This window comes from Paenibacillus sp. GCM10027630 (assembly GCF_042676305.1).
Classification (GTDB): domain Bacteria; phylum Bacillota; class Bacilli; order Paenibacillales; family NBRC-103111; genus Paenibacillus_S.
Window position 1 is genome coordinate 128,961 of sequence record NZ_JBHTGY010000021.1, and the last position, 19,121, is coordinate 148,081.

General features: G+C 46.9%; 11 protein-coding genes. 3 read left to right on the top strand and 8 right to left on the bottom strand.

Annotated elements, in window-relative coordinates; all coding sequences use genetic code 11:
* Positions 1-2 precede the first annotated feature (2 nt).
* The 4 genes from ACFQ0C_RS10875 to ACFQ0C_RS10890 form a co-directional block, all read right to left on the bottom strand.
* On the bottom strand, positions 3-959 hold the full coding sequence (locus tag ACFQ0C_RS10875) for an ABC transporter permease (RefSeq protein ID WP_379366631.1): 957 nt from the start codon (positions 957-959) through the stop codon (positions 3-5).
* Positions 960-1,066: 107 nt separating this feature from the next.
* Positions 1,067-2,689, bottom strand: coding sequence for an extracellular solute-binding protein (locus ACFQ0C_RS10880; RefSeq protein ID WP_379366633.1), 1,623 nt, complete (start codon positions 2,687-2,689; stop codon positions 1,067-1,069).
* A gap of 214 nt (positions 2,690-2,903) precedes the next feature.
* A complete protein-coding gene (locus ACFQ0C_RS10885; RefSeq protein WP_379366635.1) occupies positions 2,904-5,219 on the bottom strand; it encodes a helix-turn-helix domain-containing protein in 2,316 nt (771 codons plus the stop codon).
* Between the two features lie 92 nt (positions 5,220-5,311).
* The gene (locus ACFQ0C_RS10890) at positions 5,312-10,570 is read right to left on the bottom strand and encodes a chondroitinase-B domain-containing protein (RefSeq protein ID WP_379366748.1); all 5,259 of its coding nucleotides are present in this window, start codon (positions 10,568-10,570) and stop codon (positions 5,312-5,314) included.
* A gap of 283 nt (positions 10,571-10,853) precedes the next feature.
* Between ACFQ0C_RS10890 and ACFQ0C_RS10895 the strand changes: the two genes are divergently transcribed.
* A complete protein-coding gene (locus tag ACFQ0C_RS10895) occupies positions 10,854-11,240 on the top strand; it encodes a VOC family protein (protein WP_379366637.1) in 387 nt (128 codons plus the stop codon).
* Positions 11,241-11,577: 337 nt separating this feature from the next.
* On the top strand, positions 11,578-14,199 hold the full coding sequence (locus tag ACFQ0C_RS10900; protein ID WP_379366639.1) for a CehA/McbA family metallohydrolase: 2,622 nt from the start codon (positions 11,578-11,580) through the stop codon (positions 14,197-14,199).
* A 38-nt stretch (positions 14,200-14,237) separates the two neighbouring features.
* Here the strand turns inward: ACFQ0C_RS10900 and ACFQ0C_RS10905 are convergent, their stop codons facing one another.
* A complete protein-coding gene (locus ACFQ0C_RS10905) occupies positions 14,238-14,852 on the bottom strand; it encodes a histidine phosphatase family protein (RefSeq protein ID WP_379366642.1) in 615 nt (204 codons plus the stop codon).
* Positions 14,853-15,370: 518 nt separating this feature from the next.
* Here ACFQ0C_RS10905 and ACFQ0C_RS10910 point away from each other — a divergent pair.
* Positions 15,371-15,946, top strand: coding sequence for a DoxX family membrane protein (locus ACFQ0C_RS10910; protein ID WP_258217102.1), 576 nt, complete (start codon positions 15,371-15,373; stop codon positions 15,944-15,946).
* A gap of 470 nt (positions 15,947-16,416) precedes the next feature.
* On the opposite strand, the gene ACFQ0C_RS10915 is transcribed toward ACFQ0C_RS10910, so the two are convergent.
* Genes ACFQ0C_RS10915 through ACFQ0C_RS10925 form a run of 3 tightly spaced genes read right to left on the bottom strand, consistent with a single transcriptional unit; the run spans position 16,417 to position 19,002 of the window.
* Positions 16,417-17,289, bottom strand: coding sequence for a MetQ/NlpA family ABC transporter substrate-binding protein (locus ACFQ0C_RS10915; RefSeq protein WP_258217101.1), 873 nt, complete (start codon positions 17,287-17,289; stop codon positions 16,417-16,419).
* Positions 17,290-17,324: 35 nt separating this feature from the next.
* A complete protein-coding gene (locus ACFQ0C_RS10920; RefSeq protein ID WP_258217100.1) occupies positions 17,325-17,990 on the bottom strand; it encodes a methionine ABC transporter permease in 666 nt (221 codons plus the stop codon).
* Entirely contained in the window at positions 17,983-19,002 is a 1,020-nt protein-coding gene (locus ACFQ0C_RS10925) for a methionine ABC transporter ATP-binding protein (protein ID WP_379366646.1), read from the bottom strand. Before ACFQ0C_RS10925 ends, ACFQ0C_RS10920 begins: the two co-directional genes overlap by 8 nt.
* Positions 19,003-19,121: the final 119 nt, after the last annotated feature.

Here is a 19,121-nt window from a genome sequence, read left to right on the forward strand (position 1 = left end):
TTCTACCACAGGCTCGTATCGTTAAATTTTCGGCTTAACCAGTTGGAAAATAGGAGCAGGATAAAATTAACCAAGGAGTTAAACAAACCTACAGCCGAGCTAAAGCTATAATTAAAATCCTGCAGCCCGACCCGGTACACATAAGAAGATACGACATCGGCCGTTTCATAAGTGCTTGGGTTGTAGAGCAAAATGATTTTTTCGAACCCGACATTCATCATTCGTCCAATTTCCAAGATGAGCAGAATGATGATCGTGGGCATTAGCCCTGGAACCGTAATATGCACCATCTGCTTCCAACGCCCAGCGCCGTCTATTCGAGCCGCTTCATACTGCTCCGGATCAATACCTGTCAAAGCTGCCAAATAGATGATCGTTCCCCAACCGATATGCTGCCAAATGCCCGAGGAAATATAAATGGTACGGAAAAGGCCTGGTTCAAGCAAAAATGTTGAGCGTTCCCCGCCAAAAAAGGAAATCAGGTCGTTAATAACACCCTCACTGGCCGTAAAATCTTTGACCATACCACAGATAACTACTAATGAAATAAAATGCGGCATATAAGTGACGGTCTGCACCGTCCGTTTAAATAAGGAATGCCTCAATTCATTAAGCAGCAGCGCCAACAAAATCGGAGCCGGAAAACCAAATACCAGCTCGTAAAAGCTCATCAAAACAGTATTTTTTATCGTCCTCCAAAAGTAGGGACCTGTAAAAAACGTTTGAAAATGCTCAAACCCTACCCAATCGCTCCCCCAAATACCAAGCCGGGGGGAGAAATCCTTGAACGCAATAATGGCGCCATACATCGGTGCGTAGTGGAAGATCACGTAATACAGCAGTACGGGAAGCAGCATGACATATAACAGCTTATTTTTTCGGATATCCATCAAGATTCCCAGCTTACTCCGTTTTTTTGCAATAAAGGGAATCATCGTTTCTTGATTAATTGTGTTCATTCCTTCTCCCTTTCCCATCCTGTAACAGCTTCTTGAAGGGAAACTATAACGGCGCATTCTGACCCGCTCCTGCTAACGTTCCCCTTGGTAAGACGCTGATGTTGATTTTATCGCTTATTGTAACGGTCAAGCGCATCCTGATAAATTTTGGTCACCTTATCGATGCCCATTTCCTTAATACGATTGGAATACTCATCGAACTTCTCGATTGGTTCCTTGCCCATCACAAACTTCACGAACATTTCTTCCTTATAGCTTGTGATCGCCGTGTTCAATTTGGCTATTTCTTTACTCTCTTCGACAGTCGGCGTAATGAACAGCGGCAAGACATGCTTCACAGCGTCCGTTTCGCTCCACACTTTTACCGCTTCGTCTTGCTCCTTGAAGGTGTTGAAGCTTTTAGCGCTGTTTCCTAGAAACGGACCGTTCGGCTTGGTATATTGGGATACCATTTGCTGGAGATTGAACTTTTCATTTTTAGTAATTTTGTCGGTGAATTGAGGAATGCCATTATTGATCGTATAGCTTTCGCCTTCAATACCGAAGTTGAACAGCATACTGCCCTTTTCACTGAAAGCGTAATCCATCCATTTGACAGCCAGCTCGGCGTTCTTGGTGCCTCCTGTGACCGCTTTGCTGACGGCCGGGTTGTATTTAAAGTCACGCTGTCCGATGAAAGCACGTTCGCCCTTTTTCAAAGTAGGGTAAGGAATTCCGACGAGCTGGAACTGCGGATTTTTCTTTTTCCCGGTTTCCATCCATCTGCCCATACCTCCGCTTAAAAGGCCGACAGTAGCACCCGAGCTATCGCTCATCATTTTGTTGTCGAGTGCTTTAGAATCGGTGTTCAGTGCAAAATCTTTATCGATCAGTCCTTCTGCATACCATTTTCTCAGAAGAGTCAGCGCATCCTTGAACTGCGGATCGATCGGGCCATACTTCACCTTCCCCTGGTCGTCAATATAAAACCGATTCGCTGTTTTGTAAGCGCCGATGAAAGCATCCTGAATGTTCAGTTCGTTGCTGTACTGGGCGGTAAACGGCGCCGTAGCACCCTTTTGTTCTTTAAATGCTTTCAACACGGTGTACCATTCATCGATCGTAGTCGGTACCTCAAGCTTCAATTCATTCAGCCAGTCCTTGCGGATCATCGGTCCCCGGAATACCAATCCATTATCAGGGCGGATCATCGGAAATACATAATATTTACCGCTATCCGTTTTGAGCATCTTATCCAATTCCTTATCCTGCTGCAGCAATTTCTTCAAGTTGGGCGCATTCTTGTCAATCAAATCATTAAGCGGAAGAATGACCTTGTCGGCGATCGCCTTCTCCGGTCCCCCTGGATAGGAGGTGTTCCAGTTGTATTCGATTACATCCGGCAAATTATTCGATGCGATCAACAGGTTGAATTGCTCTTTGGATTGTCCGTCGGCGGGATGCGTATATTTGACCTTGACACCCGTTTCTTTTTCTAATTGCTTGCCAAAAGGCGATTCACTCAAATTGGTGAAGAACGCAGCCAGGTTCGTATCCATCTGCTCCCAGGATGTTAGCGTTTCCTGTGTGCTGATCGGGTATTTCCCGGCCTCCGACACCGGTGCAGCCGGAGATTTGGGCGCATCCTTAGCCCCCGTGTTCTCCTTGGAGCATGCCGCGAGCAAGCTCGTAGATGCCAGTACAATGGATAATGCTATACTGAATGATTTTTTGTTAGAATGGTTTCCCATGCCAATCCCCCTGTTCAAATTCGGAATTATGAATTGTACACCCTACGTGCTGTACACCCTAGCGCTATTATGGAACGGATATTACAATTTTGAAATCTTCAAAACCAGGAAAACGTCATTAAAATCGATACTTAGTGTTCTATAAAATCGATATTCGGTATGCAAAAACCGGAAAAGCCGCTCTAGGCGGCCTTTTCGGTTACTTCCATACTATTTAGTTTATCCCTTTATATTTACCAGGAGTAATTCCTTCGAATTTTTTGAATATACGGTTAAAGGTATTAATGTCCGAATATCCAACCTTTTTGGAAATTTCTACAATGGAGTAGGTTTGCATAGAAAGAAGCTTTTTCGCTTCCTCAAGACGCTTCTTGTTAATAAAGTCCAGAAGGGCCTCGCCCGTCTGAGCCTTAAACTGCTTCGATAAATAGGATGGGGTTAATCCGAACACCTCACCGATCATGCTAATGTTCAGGTTTTCCGAGCTGTAATGCTGCTTAACATATTCTGTCACCTGCTGACTTAGCTGGTTATGCTCCTGCCCGCGGTTCTCCTGGATGGATCGGCAAACCTGACTGAGCACCTCACCAATCTGCACTTTCATTTCCTTAATCGTTTCACAGCCAATTAACCGGTCTATCGGGTTTTCTCGCTGGGTGAACTCCCGTTTGTTGTTTATGCCGATTTCATCCATTGTTTTCAGCATCGTGCTGATCAAATCAAACATCAGGCATTTGGCAAGCGGGGCGGAGAGCGATGCATCGGCCAGATTAATCTCAATGATTTCTTCGATCAGGGCATTGGATTTCTCATAATCGCCTGTCTTGACGAAATTAATCAGCTGCTGCTCCACCTGCAGCGGAAAATAATAGTTCGTAGATTCTTGAGACGTTTCGGTATTTGGCAGGTCACCGTACCTGATAATTTCCCCGCTCCCCATAACAAGACGGTATTCCAGCGCTGCCAGCGTTTCCTGATACGCCAGGGAGATTCCGTACAGATCCTGATGAATCCCGCTGATCGCAACCGTTAAATGAACATGGAAATGGTCGAGCAAAAACGATCTCACCTGCACCGAAATTCGGTTCAGCTCCTCCGCTTCGGGTTCGGCACTGAAATTTATGATGCATACCTGCATGTCGTCCATTTCTGTCGTGAAAGCGCAATGCTGCTCGGTAGCCAGCTCTTCCACCACATTCATAATGATAAACTGCACAAGCTTCATTTTCTGAGGATCAACATATCCGTCAGACTCGAGCTTGCCATAATGATCAATATGGAACAACAGGACAGCAAAATGCGATGACACGAGCCGTATATCGTGGGCCGCGAGCGATTCATGAATGGGAACGTTCTGCTCTAATCTCCCCTTCAGCAATCCCTGCAGAAAATGAGAACGGATCGCATCGCGGTTCTGCTGCAATCTTTGATCGATTTTTTCCTTTTCAGCAAATGTGTTGTTTAGTGCTTCCTGCAAATAACCATATTCGTTTGATCCCTCATCAAAGGAGATGCCTGATTTCAAAGACAAGCTGCGGATTAACAAGCTGATCGGATTATAGTTTTTCCTCAAAAATAAGAATGTAACAATCCCTCCGCTAAGAAGGCTCAGAAATAAGCTGACATAGATCAGCGTTTTTATATATTTCATTTTCTCATCAAACAGTTCGGCCGGAATCATCGATACGTATTTCCAACCCGTACTGCTGCTCGAGGTGGTATAGGAAACAGCCAGCTTTTCTCCGGAAAATTGGTCATAAAACATCCCTTTATTTCCAGACAATCTTTCATAAGTCAGAAAATCCGGACTATGCTCGAAGCCGGTGGAAGCGATAAGACGATTTTCCTTGTCCAATACCGCGACAGCCGCTTTGTTAGCGGGCGTTATATTTTGCAGCAGCTTCGAATCTTTAATGACAAACAGGATGACTGCACCCGGAAGATCCAGATTATCCAAAATAATGGATTTTGCATACATGACAGCTTTAACTGATTTTCCGTCCTCGCGAATCGTTATGGGTGCGTATTCCTGAATATACCGCTTGTCGAAGAATGCCTTCCATTCCTCATAGCTCGTCTCTTCCTTCTCTCGTATCGTTTCATATAACGTATGGGTGTTGATGTGATCCCGTGTCGATATTACGGTATCGCTGTTTTTATAATAAATATAGATCTGCTCAATAAAATCGTTAGCCACTTTGTAAACCCGCAGGTTGTCCGCGATGCTGACCAATTCATAGTAGTCATTGTCCGTGAGAGGTTTAGCGGCGTTAATAAAGGCGGCCAGCCGTTTGCTGAGGGTCATTTCAACGCTTAAACGCTCGATACCTCCAAGGTTATTGTCTATTGCCTGTTCCATCTGCTGAAGAAGCGATTCGTTGGCTCGATTAACCTCCGATTCCACCACATGCCAGGTAGCAACATAAATAATCCCGCTGATCATTATAGGAACGAGGAGCACGGAGATATAAGAAATGAGCCAGGTGACGATCACGCTGCGTTTGTTAAAACCGATTCTTTTAAGACCCATACAAAATTACCCCTCAGGACGTGTTGAAATTGTTGAAAAAATAACAAGGCCGACCGTCCTTCCAGACAAGTCGGCCCCGTTATTTCATTACGTTACCGCTCTATCATACGCATTAACACTATCACAGCTTCAGCTCTGGTTGCAAGATGGCTTGATTCAAAGCGGTTATTCTCCCGCCCTTGCACAACGCCTAACGCCATCGCTTGTGATATAAAAGGCAGAGCCCACTGAGGGATCTCATTGCTATCACTAAAGGCCGCCGCATTCGAAGTCCCCACATTTTGTTGGAACGCCCGCAAGAGCATGGTGACCATTTCCGCCCGATTTATCGGTCTGTTAGGACGCAATGTATGATCTTCATATCCCTGAATAATTCCAGCTTGAGTCGCTGCTGAAACTTCTCTCGAAGCCCATTCCGGAATTTCCGATTGATCTGCGAACACTGCCGCCTGTTCCTTGGCCGTCAGCTTTAGCGCACGTACAAGCATTGCGGCGAACTGCAGTCTTGTTATCGGTTCCTCCGGCTTAAAGCTGCCATCCGGGTATCCGGCCACGATGCCCCTTTCTATAGCTTTGGCAATCACATCCCCTGCCCAATGCGATTTAATGTCGGTCAATGCCTGGGATTGTGATGTTGGGGCCGGATCCGGTGTCGATGCCGAAGGGTTCACAGGTGTAGTGGCCGTTGACTCCGGTAATGCAGTCGGAGCCTGTGTTGACGGTGCAGCCGCTGATGATGAGCCGCCGTGTCTGCCACCGCCCACAATAACATCGGTATATACGCTCACGGCCGCTGTTGCAAAGTGTCCTTTATAGGTTGCAACAACTACGGTCTCACCTAGTGTTTTTCCCCGCAATACGCCGCGTTCATCCACTGTCGCTACAGCAGGATTCGTTGTATAGATGCTTGCTCCTGTCAATGATTCACTGTGGTCTTGAAACACCGCGCTAAGGGCTGTCGCTTTTGTTTCGTCAACCTTCATTCGGTACGCGGCAGAATCGAATTGGATTTTGTCCAATTGGATTTCGCTTGGCGGAACTACTTTCTGACGATGTACGACAATCGTATAGACTTTGTTCTTGCCTGAGGGATTCGCTACTTCAATCACAATAATGCTGCCATCTTGGGCAATTTCTAACGCTTGACTCTCTTGACCGCTTATAACCGTCTGATGATTCTTGCCATCTACGGATACAGTTATTTGAGAGCCTGTGCCATTCAATGCCTTCGGAACAATTGTGAGTCTATTAACATTAGACTGAATGGCTACCGTATAGTAGGCTTCATTAGTGCTAAACCCCGGGACAAGCTCGCTGTCAGACCGCAGCACCAGACTGCTCAAACCCGGATCGCCTTCTTGAACAGGGGGAGACTGACCCGCATTAGGCCCGACATCCGTTACGGTTAGAGCTCTTCTGGTTGGTGCAACTCCAGGCATGTATTCATCTGCCCCTACATCGGGGGCGTTATAACGGATTTGTCCGTCCATATCGTCCAAAGCAATATAAGGAGCCTTGGAAGCATCAATAGCAGGGCTCTGGGCTGACAATCGGATCATTCCGTCGGCGCTTCGGACTAGCTTAAGCTCCTTCTTTTCAAAACCGCCGTTGATGTTTCTAGTGATATTGGTCAGATTGGCTGTTCCTTCTACGAGGTTCCCCGCATAAACCGCACGCTCGCTTGCCTGGACGTTCTGTGCGGCACTAATTTCATTAAACACCGTTCCCGCATTGCTGAATACTACATTGTTGTATACTTGGGTTGCCACCGGTTGATAGTTTCTACCGCCAAAAGAGAAAGCAGCCGCTTTATTACCAACATTAACTATCGTATTATTATAGACTTGAACATTATACTGCCGCCAATGTCCACGAAGGATCTCAACCCTTAACGGATTATCAATAGCAAGGCTTCCAAGCGAAACAGTTTGTTCAGAAGTACCCGAACCGCCCCATTTAACCGTTGGACTGCTTCCACCGTCAGGACCTCCGTCATGAGTGCCCCCATCAAGCTCGATCACTTTATCCGTTAGGCCTTCCATGTAATTGTTATAAATTTTATGCTCGTTACCGTAAATACGGAAACCGCCCATTCCGGCTTTTTTCCCGTCTCCAATAATGAAATTTCCATAAAAGCTGTTGCGGTGTCCATGACGTGCTACAATGCCGCCATAAGAATTGCGAATAGTATTATAACGAATAATGTTATCGCTGCTTTTGACTGAAATAATCTCATCTTCAGCATTCAGTCCATCAAATAAATTATTCTGGATCGTCACATGACCCGAGGCAAGCGATAAACCGGATAATCCTAGTCGTATAGCTTCCAATCCATTAGAAACTCGCGGGCCTATGTCGTGGAAATAGTTATACTCAATCAGATCGTATTCCGATACATTTTTCCCCGCTTCTCCGTCGTATATGACTACTGCACCGAAGCCCTTCTTGGGACCAATATCATTGTAAGCAATCCGATTATGGTTGCTTACTCCTTCAATCCGTATATAATGGCGATTGGTTCCGTTGTCAGTCATCAGGGTCGAATTGGTATGAGGAGTATCCCCCATGTACAACGCTCCACCAGAACTATAAGTGTCACCCGTTCCATATCGGCAGCTGCCCTCAACCGCGGTTAAACACCACACCTTACCACTAGCTGAGTCGAACCTGAACGGCTGTCCCGTCTCATCCAGTGCGAATGTATTACGAAGAATCGATACATTGCTTGAGCTTCTGAGCTCCAAGCCTGGATGTACCTCCTTCATTATGGATCCCTCCAGCCCTCTGTCCTTCAGAGTCCGGTCTGCATTCTCTTCCGCCGTACCAATCCCATTGCGGAATACAAGCCCCGATACCTCAATATACTGTGAATTTTCAATGTGCATATAGCTGTTTCCGGTAATGACGGCCTTCCCCTTCTCGGCAGCTGTGATCCGAATCGGAAGCGCGACGGTACCCTTCTTATCTTTAACAACAAACGGACCATTTTGTTCATAGTTCCCATTTTGAAGCTCAATATTCGTCCCTTGCACAGCCTGATCCAAAGCATTCTGCAATTGCTCTGCTGAGCTTACCTTCACTTTCGTCAGTTCCGGTGTTGGTACTTCGGGATTCTCCCCGGCCTCCGGAGGTCCGCTTGGGTCCTTAGGCTCTTCGATTATTGGAGTTGTACCCGTGTAGACCCCAACTTCCATTATACTATTCCAGTTGCCAGAGCTTCCGCTTGCACTATTGCCATACCCGACAAGCCGCAAATAACGCGCATTGGATGGGTTTGTCAGAACATAGCTCTGCATCACACTATCCGTAGCCTTGAGACTTCGACTATTCCTTTTAGGCAATAAGATCGTGCTGGTTGTAAACTCTGGATCGTTCGAACCCAATATTTCAAAACTGGATGACCGATCTCTTGCGTTTAAAAAGGCGATATCCAAGTAAGTGGCCTTCTCAGACTGCCCCAAATCAAATTGCAGCCATTGTCCTTGTCCTGAAGCCGACCAGCGGCTATCTTGGCTTGCCGTATCCTCACCCCAAACACCATCCACCACATTGGCCGGGATATAATTCGTATTCGGTTGATAAGAACTGGCTGTAACTGATCCTACGTTAAGCCCAATCTTTCCTTTCTCTCCCTTAGACAGTTTTCGGATAATATCTATCTGGTACGAATTATTCGCACTACCGCTAGATAAATTAACTTTCAATTTATTAACGCCCGGGACCAAAGAGATATGTCCAGGATCCAGTATGGATACTGGAATGTTACCGGTAATATAATTACTCAAAGTCATTGATGTGACAGCTCCGCTAGTCGCTGCCGCCTCCACACGGATGCTTCCTGTATCCTGCGAAACAATCGCCTCATACCCTTTAGTCTTGCTTGGCGCAAATGCCTCATTTAATGATACAGGAGTTGCTCCATCCCACACCTCAAAACTATTCAAAAGAACCAGTGGCAGTTTCTCGGCAAATGTGAAATAAGAGCCGTTTTCAAGTGTTACATCAGCGGCATAATACTCCACACCTTGAATGGTCTTCAAAGATAGCGGATATGCGGCTTCATTCCCGAAACTGCTGCTCTTGCTTGTCAGAAGCACTCCTCCAAGAGGAATTACGCTTTTGGGAATCGCTATTTGCACGGCGCCCACATTGCCTGTATTTTGCGCCTTCCAGCTTCGAGTCAACCGCTGGTACTCCGTACCATAAGGCAACGAGCCTGCGCTTCCATTATCTCCCCACAGCAAGTACTGCTTATCTAATAACGACTGTTTGGCGCTGATTACCACTTGGTCTGTTGGAATATCTGCACTCCGGCTCTGCTGCTGATCCAGTGCCCCCAACAGATCCTTCCCAATCCCTGCTATACTGCTACGGTAATCAGCATTAGCCGCGGCATTCCAAACCACCTGCGGAGAAGAACCTGCGGACAAATAATCACCTTCCTGCAGGCCAATACCGAACTTGATGGCCAGATAGGTTTCCACTTGGCGCTTCTGCGTCGCTGTAAGCCGGTCGGTGAATAGGATGAACTCCCCGATATTGCCGTTATAGCCTGAGCCTCCGCCCGCAGCCGCGCCTAAAGACATGGCGCCGTTTGCTTTTCCAACGAAGGGAAGACGGGCCTGTTTGGATTGACCTTCGGACTTACCGTCACGAGTAACAGACTGATAGACGTCTGTCCCGACTGTCATCGGACTCGCATCAAAATGCAATCCCCACAAGTTATATTTAGACGGATTAACTTGATTCGTGACCGTCATACGCGGAGTTCCCGTTCCAGACGTCAATGCTCCGGAATCCCATAGGACGGACCCTACCCCAGGTGTCGCTGCATTAGTATAGGGAATATGGGCTACAAGACTGCCTGTTGCTAGCTCCTGATTGAATATCATGGAGTTATCTATCGACGGAACGCCCCCGGTAACAGCGAACACACTTGTTTTGCTAATGGATTCGCCCACTCCAAATAAGCCGTTAATATCCTGCAAAATGCTTCCGCTGCTGCTTCTGGAAAATCCAACGGACGGTTGAAAATTTAATCCGCTATTTGCCGGCTGGTATTTCGGTTTCGGACGGGAACTGATTGCAGCAATCGAACCGTCATTAACAAAATCGTTTCCATTCGGACTGCTGTCCCGCCACACCGTGACATTACTCGTTGCGTTAAGCGTCACATTCTCCGGATCTGCTTTCAGCCACAATCTAAGTGCACCAGCATCCACTCCGCCGGGTGTCCCTGAAACAGCATCAGCGGCCGAGGGGCTCGCCGGTAACCATACACTTCCGATAATCAATGTAAATACCAGAATGATTTGAATCGTCCGAAACCTTATATTCCTGCTTCTACCCATCTTATTCAACCCTTCTCCACCTCTTTCTCATATAAAGCGTTTTCAAATGCAATCAAGCATGTGCTCCTATAACCCTTTATATAGAAAACCTTCGATAAAATATATCAACAAAAGATGAAACCAACATTGAAATTACATACTATAAATCTGCAATTTCTAAAGTGGATCATCAAATTTTAGAATACTGCTCTCAAAATCCAGTACAGGAATAAGCGCAAAATATCGTGTATAGTGTGAATATAACTGTATAATTGTTAACTACAGCGAAAAGAGGTGCCCGTTCATGCAGATAGACCGTATCGACCATCTTGTTCTCACCGTAAAAAATATAGAAACTACCTGTGAATTCTATTCGAAGGTTCTAGGAATGGAAATCGTGGCATTCGGAGGCGGCCGCAAAGCATTGCAATTTGGAATGCAAAAACTAAATTTGCATGAATACGGCAATGAATTTGAACCAAAAGCGAGTAACCCCACTCCAGGCTCGATCGATTTGTGCTTCATCACACAACTGCCTTTGGATGATGTCGTGGCTCATTTACATAAGCACCATGTGGCTATCGAGGAGGGTCCTGTTGCCAGAACCGGAGCGATGGGGCCTATTCGATCGGTTTATTTCCGCGATCCGGACTTAAACTTGATTGAGATTTCCAACTATATGAGCATTTAATGTGAGAAAACCGTACAGAAAGATTTACCGTACGGTCTACTCAGAGGCTTGGCTGTTCCCCACAAGTAGGCAGTAGTGGTTATTTCTAGGGGTTGTCCGACATTCATGCAACTCCGCAACGCGCGCGCCCTGGATTCGCGCGCGTTGCGGAGCTGCGCTTTAAGTGACCCGAATACTTAGCAATACTTAGCGATAGCGACCATCTGAGGCGCACATCCAACAAGCCCATTGGGCAGTGACTAATGAAGCTGTTCCGAGGCTTTTTAAAAGAAATGAATTTACTTAATCATTAAATTAAAATATGATGTATTTATACTTTTAATTTTGGAGGGATTCTATGTACACTGGACCTTCTAGTGGGGACAACCGATTTACTCCCATCGACCTATCAGCGGCCTATAACCGAATCATTGCAAAACTGGATACGCAGGATGGCTCCGATCGGCTGTTAGCTAACAAACATTTGCTGCTAACCGGCAATCATGAGCTGTGGGGGCTCCCTTTTGTTTTTGGCCCCAATGATGGAACCGCTAACATTATAGTATTAAAAGAGGGGCCTGTTACTATTCACTTCCCTCAGCCTCTGCACGACCGCCAGCTTGTTTTCGTTCATGCAGCCGACTTCAAAGTGAACAGTGCAGCAGAAGACGGGATTATTCGACCTATGCCGGGAACCCCGCGCTTGGGCGAAACCGTATGCGAATATAAGCTGCATTATGACGATAATACCACCGTTACATTCCCCATCCGCAGACGCTATCAAATCAGCGAGTTTCAGGTAAAATGGGGAGAAAACAGCTTCGAGGCCGTTAAGCATATCAAACCGCGGACTATGCAAGCCAATAGCGATATGCCTCGTGGCGTATCCCCTTCGATTCCATGGGGACAAAGCCAGCTTCGCACCACATTCCAGGGATTCGGAGCTGTGATGCACCATTGGCTGTACGCGCTCAACAATCCGCATCCAGAGAAAAACCTGATCGGATTGACCATGCAGCCTATCGATGGAACTGCGCTCATATTCGGTATTACACGATCGGATCTGTCCAGCAACCCATTTAATTGGGAGCCCCGTAAAAAAGTGAGATATCAATCCGAGAGTGAAAACCCGGCATTAAATCCTTATGGCGACAATCCGAATATCCGCATCGATTTGGGTGAAGTGATCTCCGTATCACCTGCACTTCGCTACAATCATGCGACATGGCTTGATAATGCCAATCCTTCGCTGCCACATCCAGCGCTGAATGAATGGATTATCGAATATACCGCCCATCCAGAAGCTCGCTTGATCCTTGAGGACGGTCCTGTACGCGCTATTGAGCTGCACAAGCTGGAGGCACTGCCGGAATTCGAGCCGCTGGAGCCTGCCGTCCGCAGGGTCACCCTGCGTATCGTAGACTTGAAAAGCGGCAGTACTGTAGCCGCCAAACTTCACGTACATGGGGAGTCCGGCGAATATATAGCTCCCATCAACGGCCACCGTTTGCCCAATCCGCATTGGTTTGAAGATTACGGCGCCGAACATGTGCAAGGTCACCACTTCAGTGCATACGTCCCGGGAGCTGCCGAATTCAAGCTGCCGCTCGGCGATATTTATGTGGAGGTTACGAAAGGATTCGAAACCCGTCCGGTCCGTCAACGCTTCACCGTGACGGATACCACCGATACAATCGAAATCGGACTGGAGCGCGTATTGCCCTGGAGGCAGCGCGGTTGGGTTACTGCCGATACGCATGTTCATTTCCTGTCTCCCCTGACAGCGCTTCTGGAAGGCGAAGCGGAAGATGTCAACGTCATCAACTTGCTGACCAGTCAATGGGGAGAGATGTTCAGTAATCTTGGCGATTTTGACGGCAAAACGACAATAGGAAGCACCGAAAACGGAGGCAACGGAGAGTATTTGGTTCGAGTGGGGACCGAGAATCGCCAGCATATTCTAGGTCATATTTCTTTGCTAGGCTATGAGGGCAGCATGATACTGCCGCTCTGTACAGGCGGCCCGGATGAATCGCCGCTCGGTGATGCTCTGGAGGCCACTGTAACACAGTGGGCCCGGCAATGCCGTGAGCAAAACGGCTTAGCCGTGCTGCCTCATCTGCCGAATCCACGTGCAGAAGGAGCCGCCGCCATTGTTCTTGGAGAGATCGATGCCGTAGAGATGTGCTCCTTCGAGAACAAAGGAATCGATCCCTATTCGCTCTCGGACTGGTACCGTTACTTGAATTGCGGCTATCATGCGCCTGCGGTTGGTGGAACAGACAAGATGTCCCAGTCGACTGCAGTCGGGACGATCCGCACCTATGCTTTAATTAAGGATGCCCCTTTCACTTATGAAGCGTGGATGAAAGCAGTACGTCAAGGCGTTACCTTCGCTACCTACGGTCCGCTGCTCGAGTTCCGGATCAACGGTTATGAGATGGGCTCCATGATCCAACTGACCGATTCAGGTGGAACGGTTGACGTGGTTTGGGAAGTTTCTTCAGTTACTGTTCCTGTAACCAAGATTGAATTGGTTTGTAACGGCGAGTTGAAGGAAGTATATGCTGTCGATCCCAATAAAGGATCCTATGCGGGACATTGGTCGGTTCCTGTCAAGCAAAGCTGCTGGATCGCACTGCGTATAAGGGGGATGGATGCTGAGCACGGGGAAATCATCGCAGCCCATTCCAGTGCTGCGACTATTATCGTGGGTGGAAAAAAATGCTTTGATGCAAACGATGCCGTTACCATTCTGGAGCAGATCGAAGGCTCTACCGCTTATGTCAAGTCTCTGGCTACGAAAGCGGATGATCGAACCTTCAAGCATTTGCTCATGACGCTCACTTCCGCTCACCGTGCACTGCACAACCGAATGCATCAGCATGGTGTCATGCATCTTCACACACCGGCAGATGACCATCACCGGGAGCATCCCGTCCATGGTCAAGATCACGGCGGCCATAGCCATAGCCACTAACTCATAGGCTTATGGCAATGGCCAGGCAGAGTGCCGGGTTATTCCTCCCGGGCACTCAATATGCCCTCAGTTGGCCCGATGAAACGAACCTTGGTCCGTTCTTCGGTCACACTGACCCAATAAATGCTGCCGTTGCTTTGCTCAAAATACACCGGGCTGTCATGGGGCAGCCCGAGTATGGCAAGCAGCAGATGGTGGTTAAATCCACCATGGGCAAACAATGCCACGCGCTGGCCCATGAAACGCTCCAATAGCTCCTGCCATATGTCTGAGGCTCTCGCATGGCCTTTTTGAGAATTCTCATCGCCACTGCAATACCAGCCTTCCGCCTCTACATCATCGCGAAACTGTGTTTCCGGGTACAGCCGGTTCAACTCCGCCGCCGTAGGTCCCCGGTATACTCCTTTGTTTCTTACTTCGAACGTGTTTTTCCATATCTGGATCGGCAGCTTCAATGCTCTCGCCAGCGGTTGTGCCGTTTCGATCGCCCTGATCAAAGGACTGCTAATAAGCTGGTCAAATTTCCGGTCGGCCAAACATACGGCCACTCTGGCAGCCTGGCTGATGCCAAGCTCCGTCAATTCCCCATCCGGCACATCATGCGGTACGGTGTTTCCTATTGATTGGCCGTGTCGTATAATAAACAATTCCATTTCAGATCACTCCCGTTTATGAATTTACCTAACAGAACTAGACCGTTACTTGATCCCTGAAAAGGTGAAGGTGATACCCTGAATAAACACTTTTTGTTGCCATTCGGCTCCATATTGGGTTTTGAAGGATTGCTAACCAATCATGATCGTATACTGCGACTCCTCCGACAAGTAAAATAATGACCCTTGAAAGTCAGCCCAGCTGTGCATAAATTGAAATAAAGCTATCGTAAGCAGTGCCAGCTTCGTTAACGGAGCATGAACGAATATTAAGCTTAAGTTATTTTATTCATTAAGTTAATTATACTTGAACTCTATTCTGTTGTATACGTTTTCATTTTTACATTTTACAATAGTGCAGCTGCGCTCTGGACTCCGGTGTTTCTTATATCATAATGGCATCCTATTTAGTTCCGGTGTGATTTGTATCACATCCAATTAAATCGACTCCAGCTACAATAGCTTTATCCGATATATTCCATTGTTGCTATGTTTTATATTAAAAGGAGGCTCACGCGATGCAAATTGAAAAATTAAATCACCAGATCATTCCTGAAAACCCCGTTTCCAAGTTTTTGTTCAACAGCACCCAAGCGGGCTGGATATGGCTAATCGTTCGTCTATATGTCGGTTATGCCTGGGTTACTTCCGGTTGGAAGAAGGTAACGAGCGATGCATGGACAGGCGACAAAGCGGGCACCGCTCTCCAAAGCTTCATAAAGGGTGCACTCGCTAAAGCAGAGGCTGGCAAAGATGTTACAGACTGGTATGCGGGCTTCCTTGAAAGTGTGGTGCTTCCTAATGCCAAGGTATTCGGATTTATGGTTGCTTTTGGCGAATTACTGGTTGGGCTTGGGCTCATCTTAGGACTACTAACTGGAATTGCCGCTTTCTTCGGCGGATTTATGAATGCCAGCTTTTTGTTTGCAGGAACCTTAAGTACAAATCCGATTCTATTCATCCTTGCTACTTGGCTAGTGCTTGCATGGAAAAATGCCGGCTGGTATGGTTTGGACAGATGGGCGCTGCCTATTCTCGGGACCCCTTGGGGGCGAAAATCTCCGACGGATGATATAAAAACCAAACAGTTTTAATGGAGAGGACTTCTGATCCAAGTTTATCAGGAAAATGTCCCGTTAGTTACACCGTTGAATAGCATATTGGACCCTTTAACTGGAAATTCTCAAGCTAATTTCACCTATTTGTTCAAATATGCCAAGTATCAGATGGATTAGAGGGATGTTTTCCAGTTAGATGGATTCCTAGCGATATCCAAGACAGATTAGCGGGAGAATTTCCATCTACCGTATTTATTTCAGCAGTAGTGTCAAATCCTAGCCTCCCAGGAAAAGGCAGACTCCCCCGATAAGGGGCTGTCTCCCTCTTCTGCTGTCCTCCTCGTTTCGGTGGCACTCAGCCCTGGAGATAGCGGACATAAACGGCTATCCTTTACTACAAGTAGCCCTCATGAGTAGAGTCATATATGTGCAAAAGAACCTTCAGTACACCAACTATAACAGTTGGAACTGAAGGTTCTTTTCTTTTGCAGCCTAATAATAAGGGACTACTTAGCTGCTTTCATCCATTCCGGTTTAGAGAAGCCTTTGAACTGCTCGTCAATAATTTTTTCGAACTCTTTGGACTGAACCGTTTCTTTCAAATCCTTACCAAGCTGAGCATCCACATCTTTCGTGTTCACAACCAGCACGTTACGGTAATTTTCTGCCATGTTTTCCAGCTTCAAAGCGGAGGTTAAATCCATCTTAGCAGCAAGAGCGAAGTTCCCCGGTACTAAAGCCAGATCAGAGCTGTCCACTGTTCTTGGAAGCTGAGCGGCCTCAAGTGGTTTAATATTAAGCTTCTTTGGATTTTCGTCAATATCTTTCTCAGATGCTTTAGCCGGATCGATATCCTTTTTAATTTTTACAAGACCGATATCCTGAAGCAGAACTAATGAGCGAGCCAGGTTAGACGGATCATTCGAAATCGTTAAAGTGCTGCCTTCTTTGATTTCATCCAAGGATTTGAATTTTTTGGAATACAAGCCCATTGGCGCTGTCGGTACGCTGATAACTTCCTTTAGATCCAGGCTGTTGTCTGCAGCGAATTTCTTCAAATAAAGTACATGCTGGAACAGGTTAGCATTCAAGGAGCCGTTCGCAAGCGCTTTGTTAGGCTGAACGTAATCGTTGAACTCAACAACTTCGATAGTATAGCCTTTCTTCTCCATGATCGGCTTAACAGCTTTAGTTATCATATCGCTATAAGGACCTGCGGTTGCACCGATTTTCAACGCTTTTTTAGGCTCTTCTTTCGTCGGCGCCGTATTTCCTGCAGCGTTATTCGTTGTACCTGCTCCTGATTTGGTGCCGCATCCGGCTACAAATAATGAAAAGGCCAGTGTCAAAGCCATAATAATAAAAATGTTCTTTCTCATGATTTCAGACTCCCTCTTGATGTGTTTTTATTTGATCAACGTTTATCCACTTTGCGCGCAGCCCAATCACCAAGAAGCTGGATGATTTGGACTAGAACGATTAGTAAAATAACCGTTGTAAATAATACTTGATTGTCATAACGGTAATACCCAAAACGGATAGCTAAATCGCCAATGCCCCCACCGCCAACCGTACCGGCCATAGCCGAGAAGCCCAGCAGGCTGACAGCTGTAATCGTCAACCCGGAGATGATACCCGACTTGGCTTCAGGCAGCAGCACCTCGCGGATAATCAGCCACGGCTTAGCTCCCGCAGCGACTGCCGCTTCTATGACACCCTTGCTGACTTCCCTCAAGGAAGCTTCTACAAGCCGCGCGTAGAAAGGAATTGCAGCCACGGATAACGGCACCGCCGCGGCAGATGGACCAATGGTCGTTCCGAGAATCCATTGAGTGAACGGCAGCAGCAGTACTAATAAGATAAGGAACGGAATCGACCGGATTATGTTGGACAACACGCCTAACACCATGTTAACGAATCTATTTTCCGCAAATAAGCCCCTGTCGCTGATGAACAGCAATATTCCCAGAGGAATACCTATCACAATCGCTAGAATGAGCGACACACCGCACATATATAAGGTTTCATAGAACGCCTTAAGCATGTCCGGAAGCAATTTAATCAAAGCATTGTCACTCATTGGTTACGATCTCCTCCACACCGCAGGACTGGTCCACTAGAAACTTCAGCGCGTGCTCAATCTCTTGGATACCGCCCGTGACTTCCATAATAAACATCCCAAGGGGCTTGTCCCCGATATAATCGATTTTGCCATGGATGATGTTGGCCTTCACAGGAATAGCTTTAAGCATTTCATAAATAATAGCCTGTTCTGCTGCCTCATTCTTGAACAATATCTTCACAATTTTGCCGTTCGGATCCCGTTTATCCCACAGCTTCTGGGGCAGCTTGAACTCCAATGAGTTCTGAACGAATTCTTTGGTAAGCGGCTGTACCGGATTAGCAAAAATATCGTAAACCGATCCCTCTTCGACGATTCTTCCGTTATTCATAATAGCAACGTGATGGCATAAGTCCTTCACAACATCCATCTCATGAGTAATGAGGACAATGGTTAACCCTAGCGTTTGGTTGATCTCCCGGAGCAGCGTCAGTATCGATTGCGTTGTCATTGGATCGAGTGCAGAGGTCGGTTCATCACAGAGGAGTACCCGCGGATCATTCGCCAACGCCCGTGCAATCCCGACCCGCTGCTTCTGGCCTCCACTCAGCTGAGCGGGATAATTGTCAGCTTTGTCCGATAGCCCAACGAGCTGCAGCAGCTCTTGAACCCTCTTACCAATGACAGAGGCCGGCTTACCGGCCGCTTTCAATGCAAAGGCTACATTATCGAACACGGTCTTGCTGCTGATAAGATGAAAATGCTGAAAAATCATCCCGATCTTCTGCCTCGCGAGCCTCAGATCACCCGTGGAAAGAGACATCAAATTCACACCATCTACCAGCACCTCGCCGGAAGTAGGCCTCTCAAGCAAATTGATGCAACGGAGCACCGAGCTCTTACCCGCTCCACTGTACCCAACGATACCGTAAATTTCTCCTTTACGGACCGTCAAATTCACATTATCAACACCTATAACCGTTCCTTTTTTCGTTCTATACTCTTTATGTAAATGTTTCAGGTTGATCATGCATGTCCCTCCAAGATGATAAAAACGCCTTTTCCATTAGAAAAGGCATCACCTTCGTAGCTTACTTGTTGTTTATACAGAGAACTATATAATTATATATATCCCAGTCAGAAGCTTTA

Bases quoted from the DNA above. Each gene is read 5' to 3' on its own strand.
- ACFQ0C_RS10875 (WP_379366631.1), bottom strand. From the start codon at position 959: ATGAACACAATTAATCAAGAAACGATGATTCCCTTTATTGCAAAAAAA.
- ACFQ0C_RS10880 (WP_379366633.1), bottom strand. From the start codon at position 2,689: ATGGGAAACCATTCTAACAAAAAATCATTCAGTATAGCATTATCCATT.
- ACFQ0C_RS10885 (WP_379366635.1), bottom strand. From the start codon at position 5,219: ATGGGTCTTAAAAGAATCGGTTTTAACAAACGCAGCGTGATCGTCACC.
- ACFQ0C_RS10890 (WP_379366748.1), bottom strand. From the start codon at position 10,570: ATGGGTAGAAGCAGGAATATAAGGTTTCGGACGATTCAAATCATTCTG.
- ACFQ0C_RS10895 (WP_379366637.1), top strand. From the start codon at position 10,854: ATGCAGATAGACCGTATCGACCATCTTGTTCTCACCGTAAAAAATATA.
- ACFQ0C_RS10900 (WP_379366639.1), top strand. From the start codon at position 11,578: ATGTACACTGGACCTTCTAGTGGGGACAACCGATTTACTCCCATCGAC.
- ACFQ0C_RS10905 (WP_379366642.1), bottom strand. From the start codon at position 14,852: ATGGAATTGTTTATTATACGACACGGCCAATCAATAGGAAACACCGTA.
- ACFQ0C_RS10910 (WP_258217102.1), top strand. From the start codon at position 15,371: ATGCAAATTGAAAAATTAAATCACCAGATCATTCCTGAAAACCCCGTT.
- ACFQ0C_RS10915 (WP_258217101.1), bottom strand. From the start codon at position 17,289: ATGAGAAAGAACATTTTTATTATTATGGCTTTGACACTGGCCTTTTCA.
- ACFQ0C_RS10920 (WP_258217100.1), bottom strand. From the start codon at position 17,990: ATGAGTGACAATGCTTTGATTAAATTGCTTCCGGACATGCTTAAGGCG.
- ACFQ0C_RS10925 (WP_379366646.1), bottom strand. From the start codon at position 19,002: ATGATCAACCTGAAACATTTACATAAAGAGTATAGAACGAAAAAAGGA.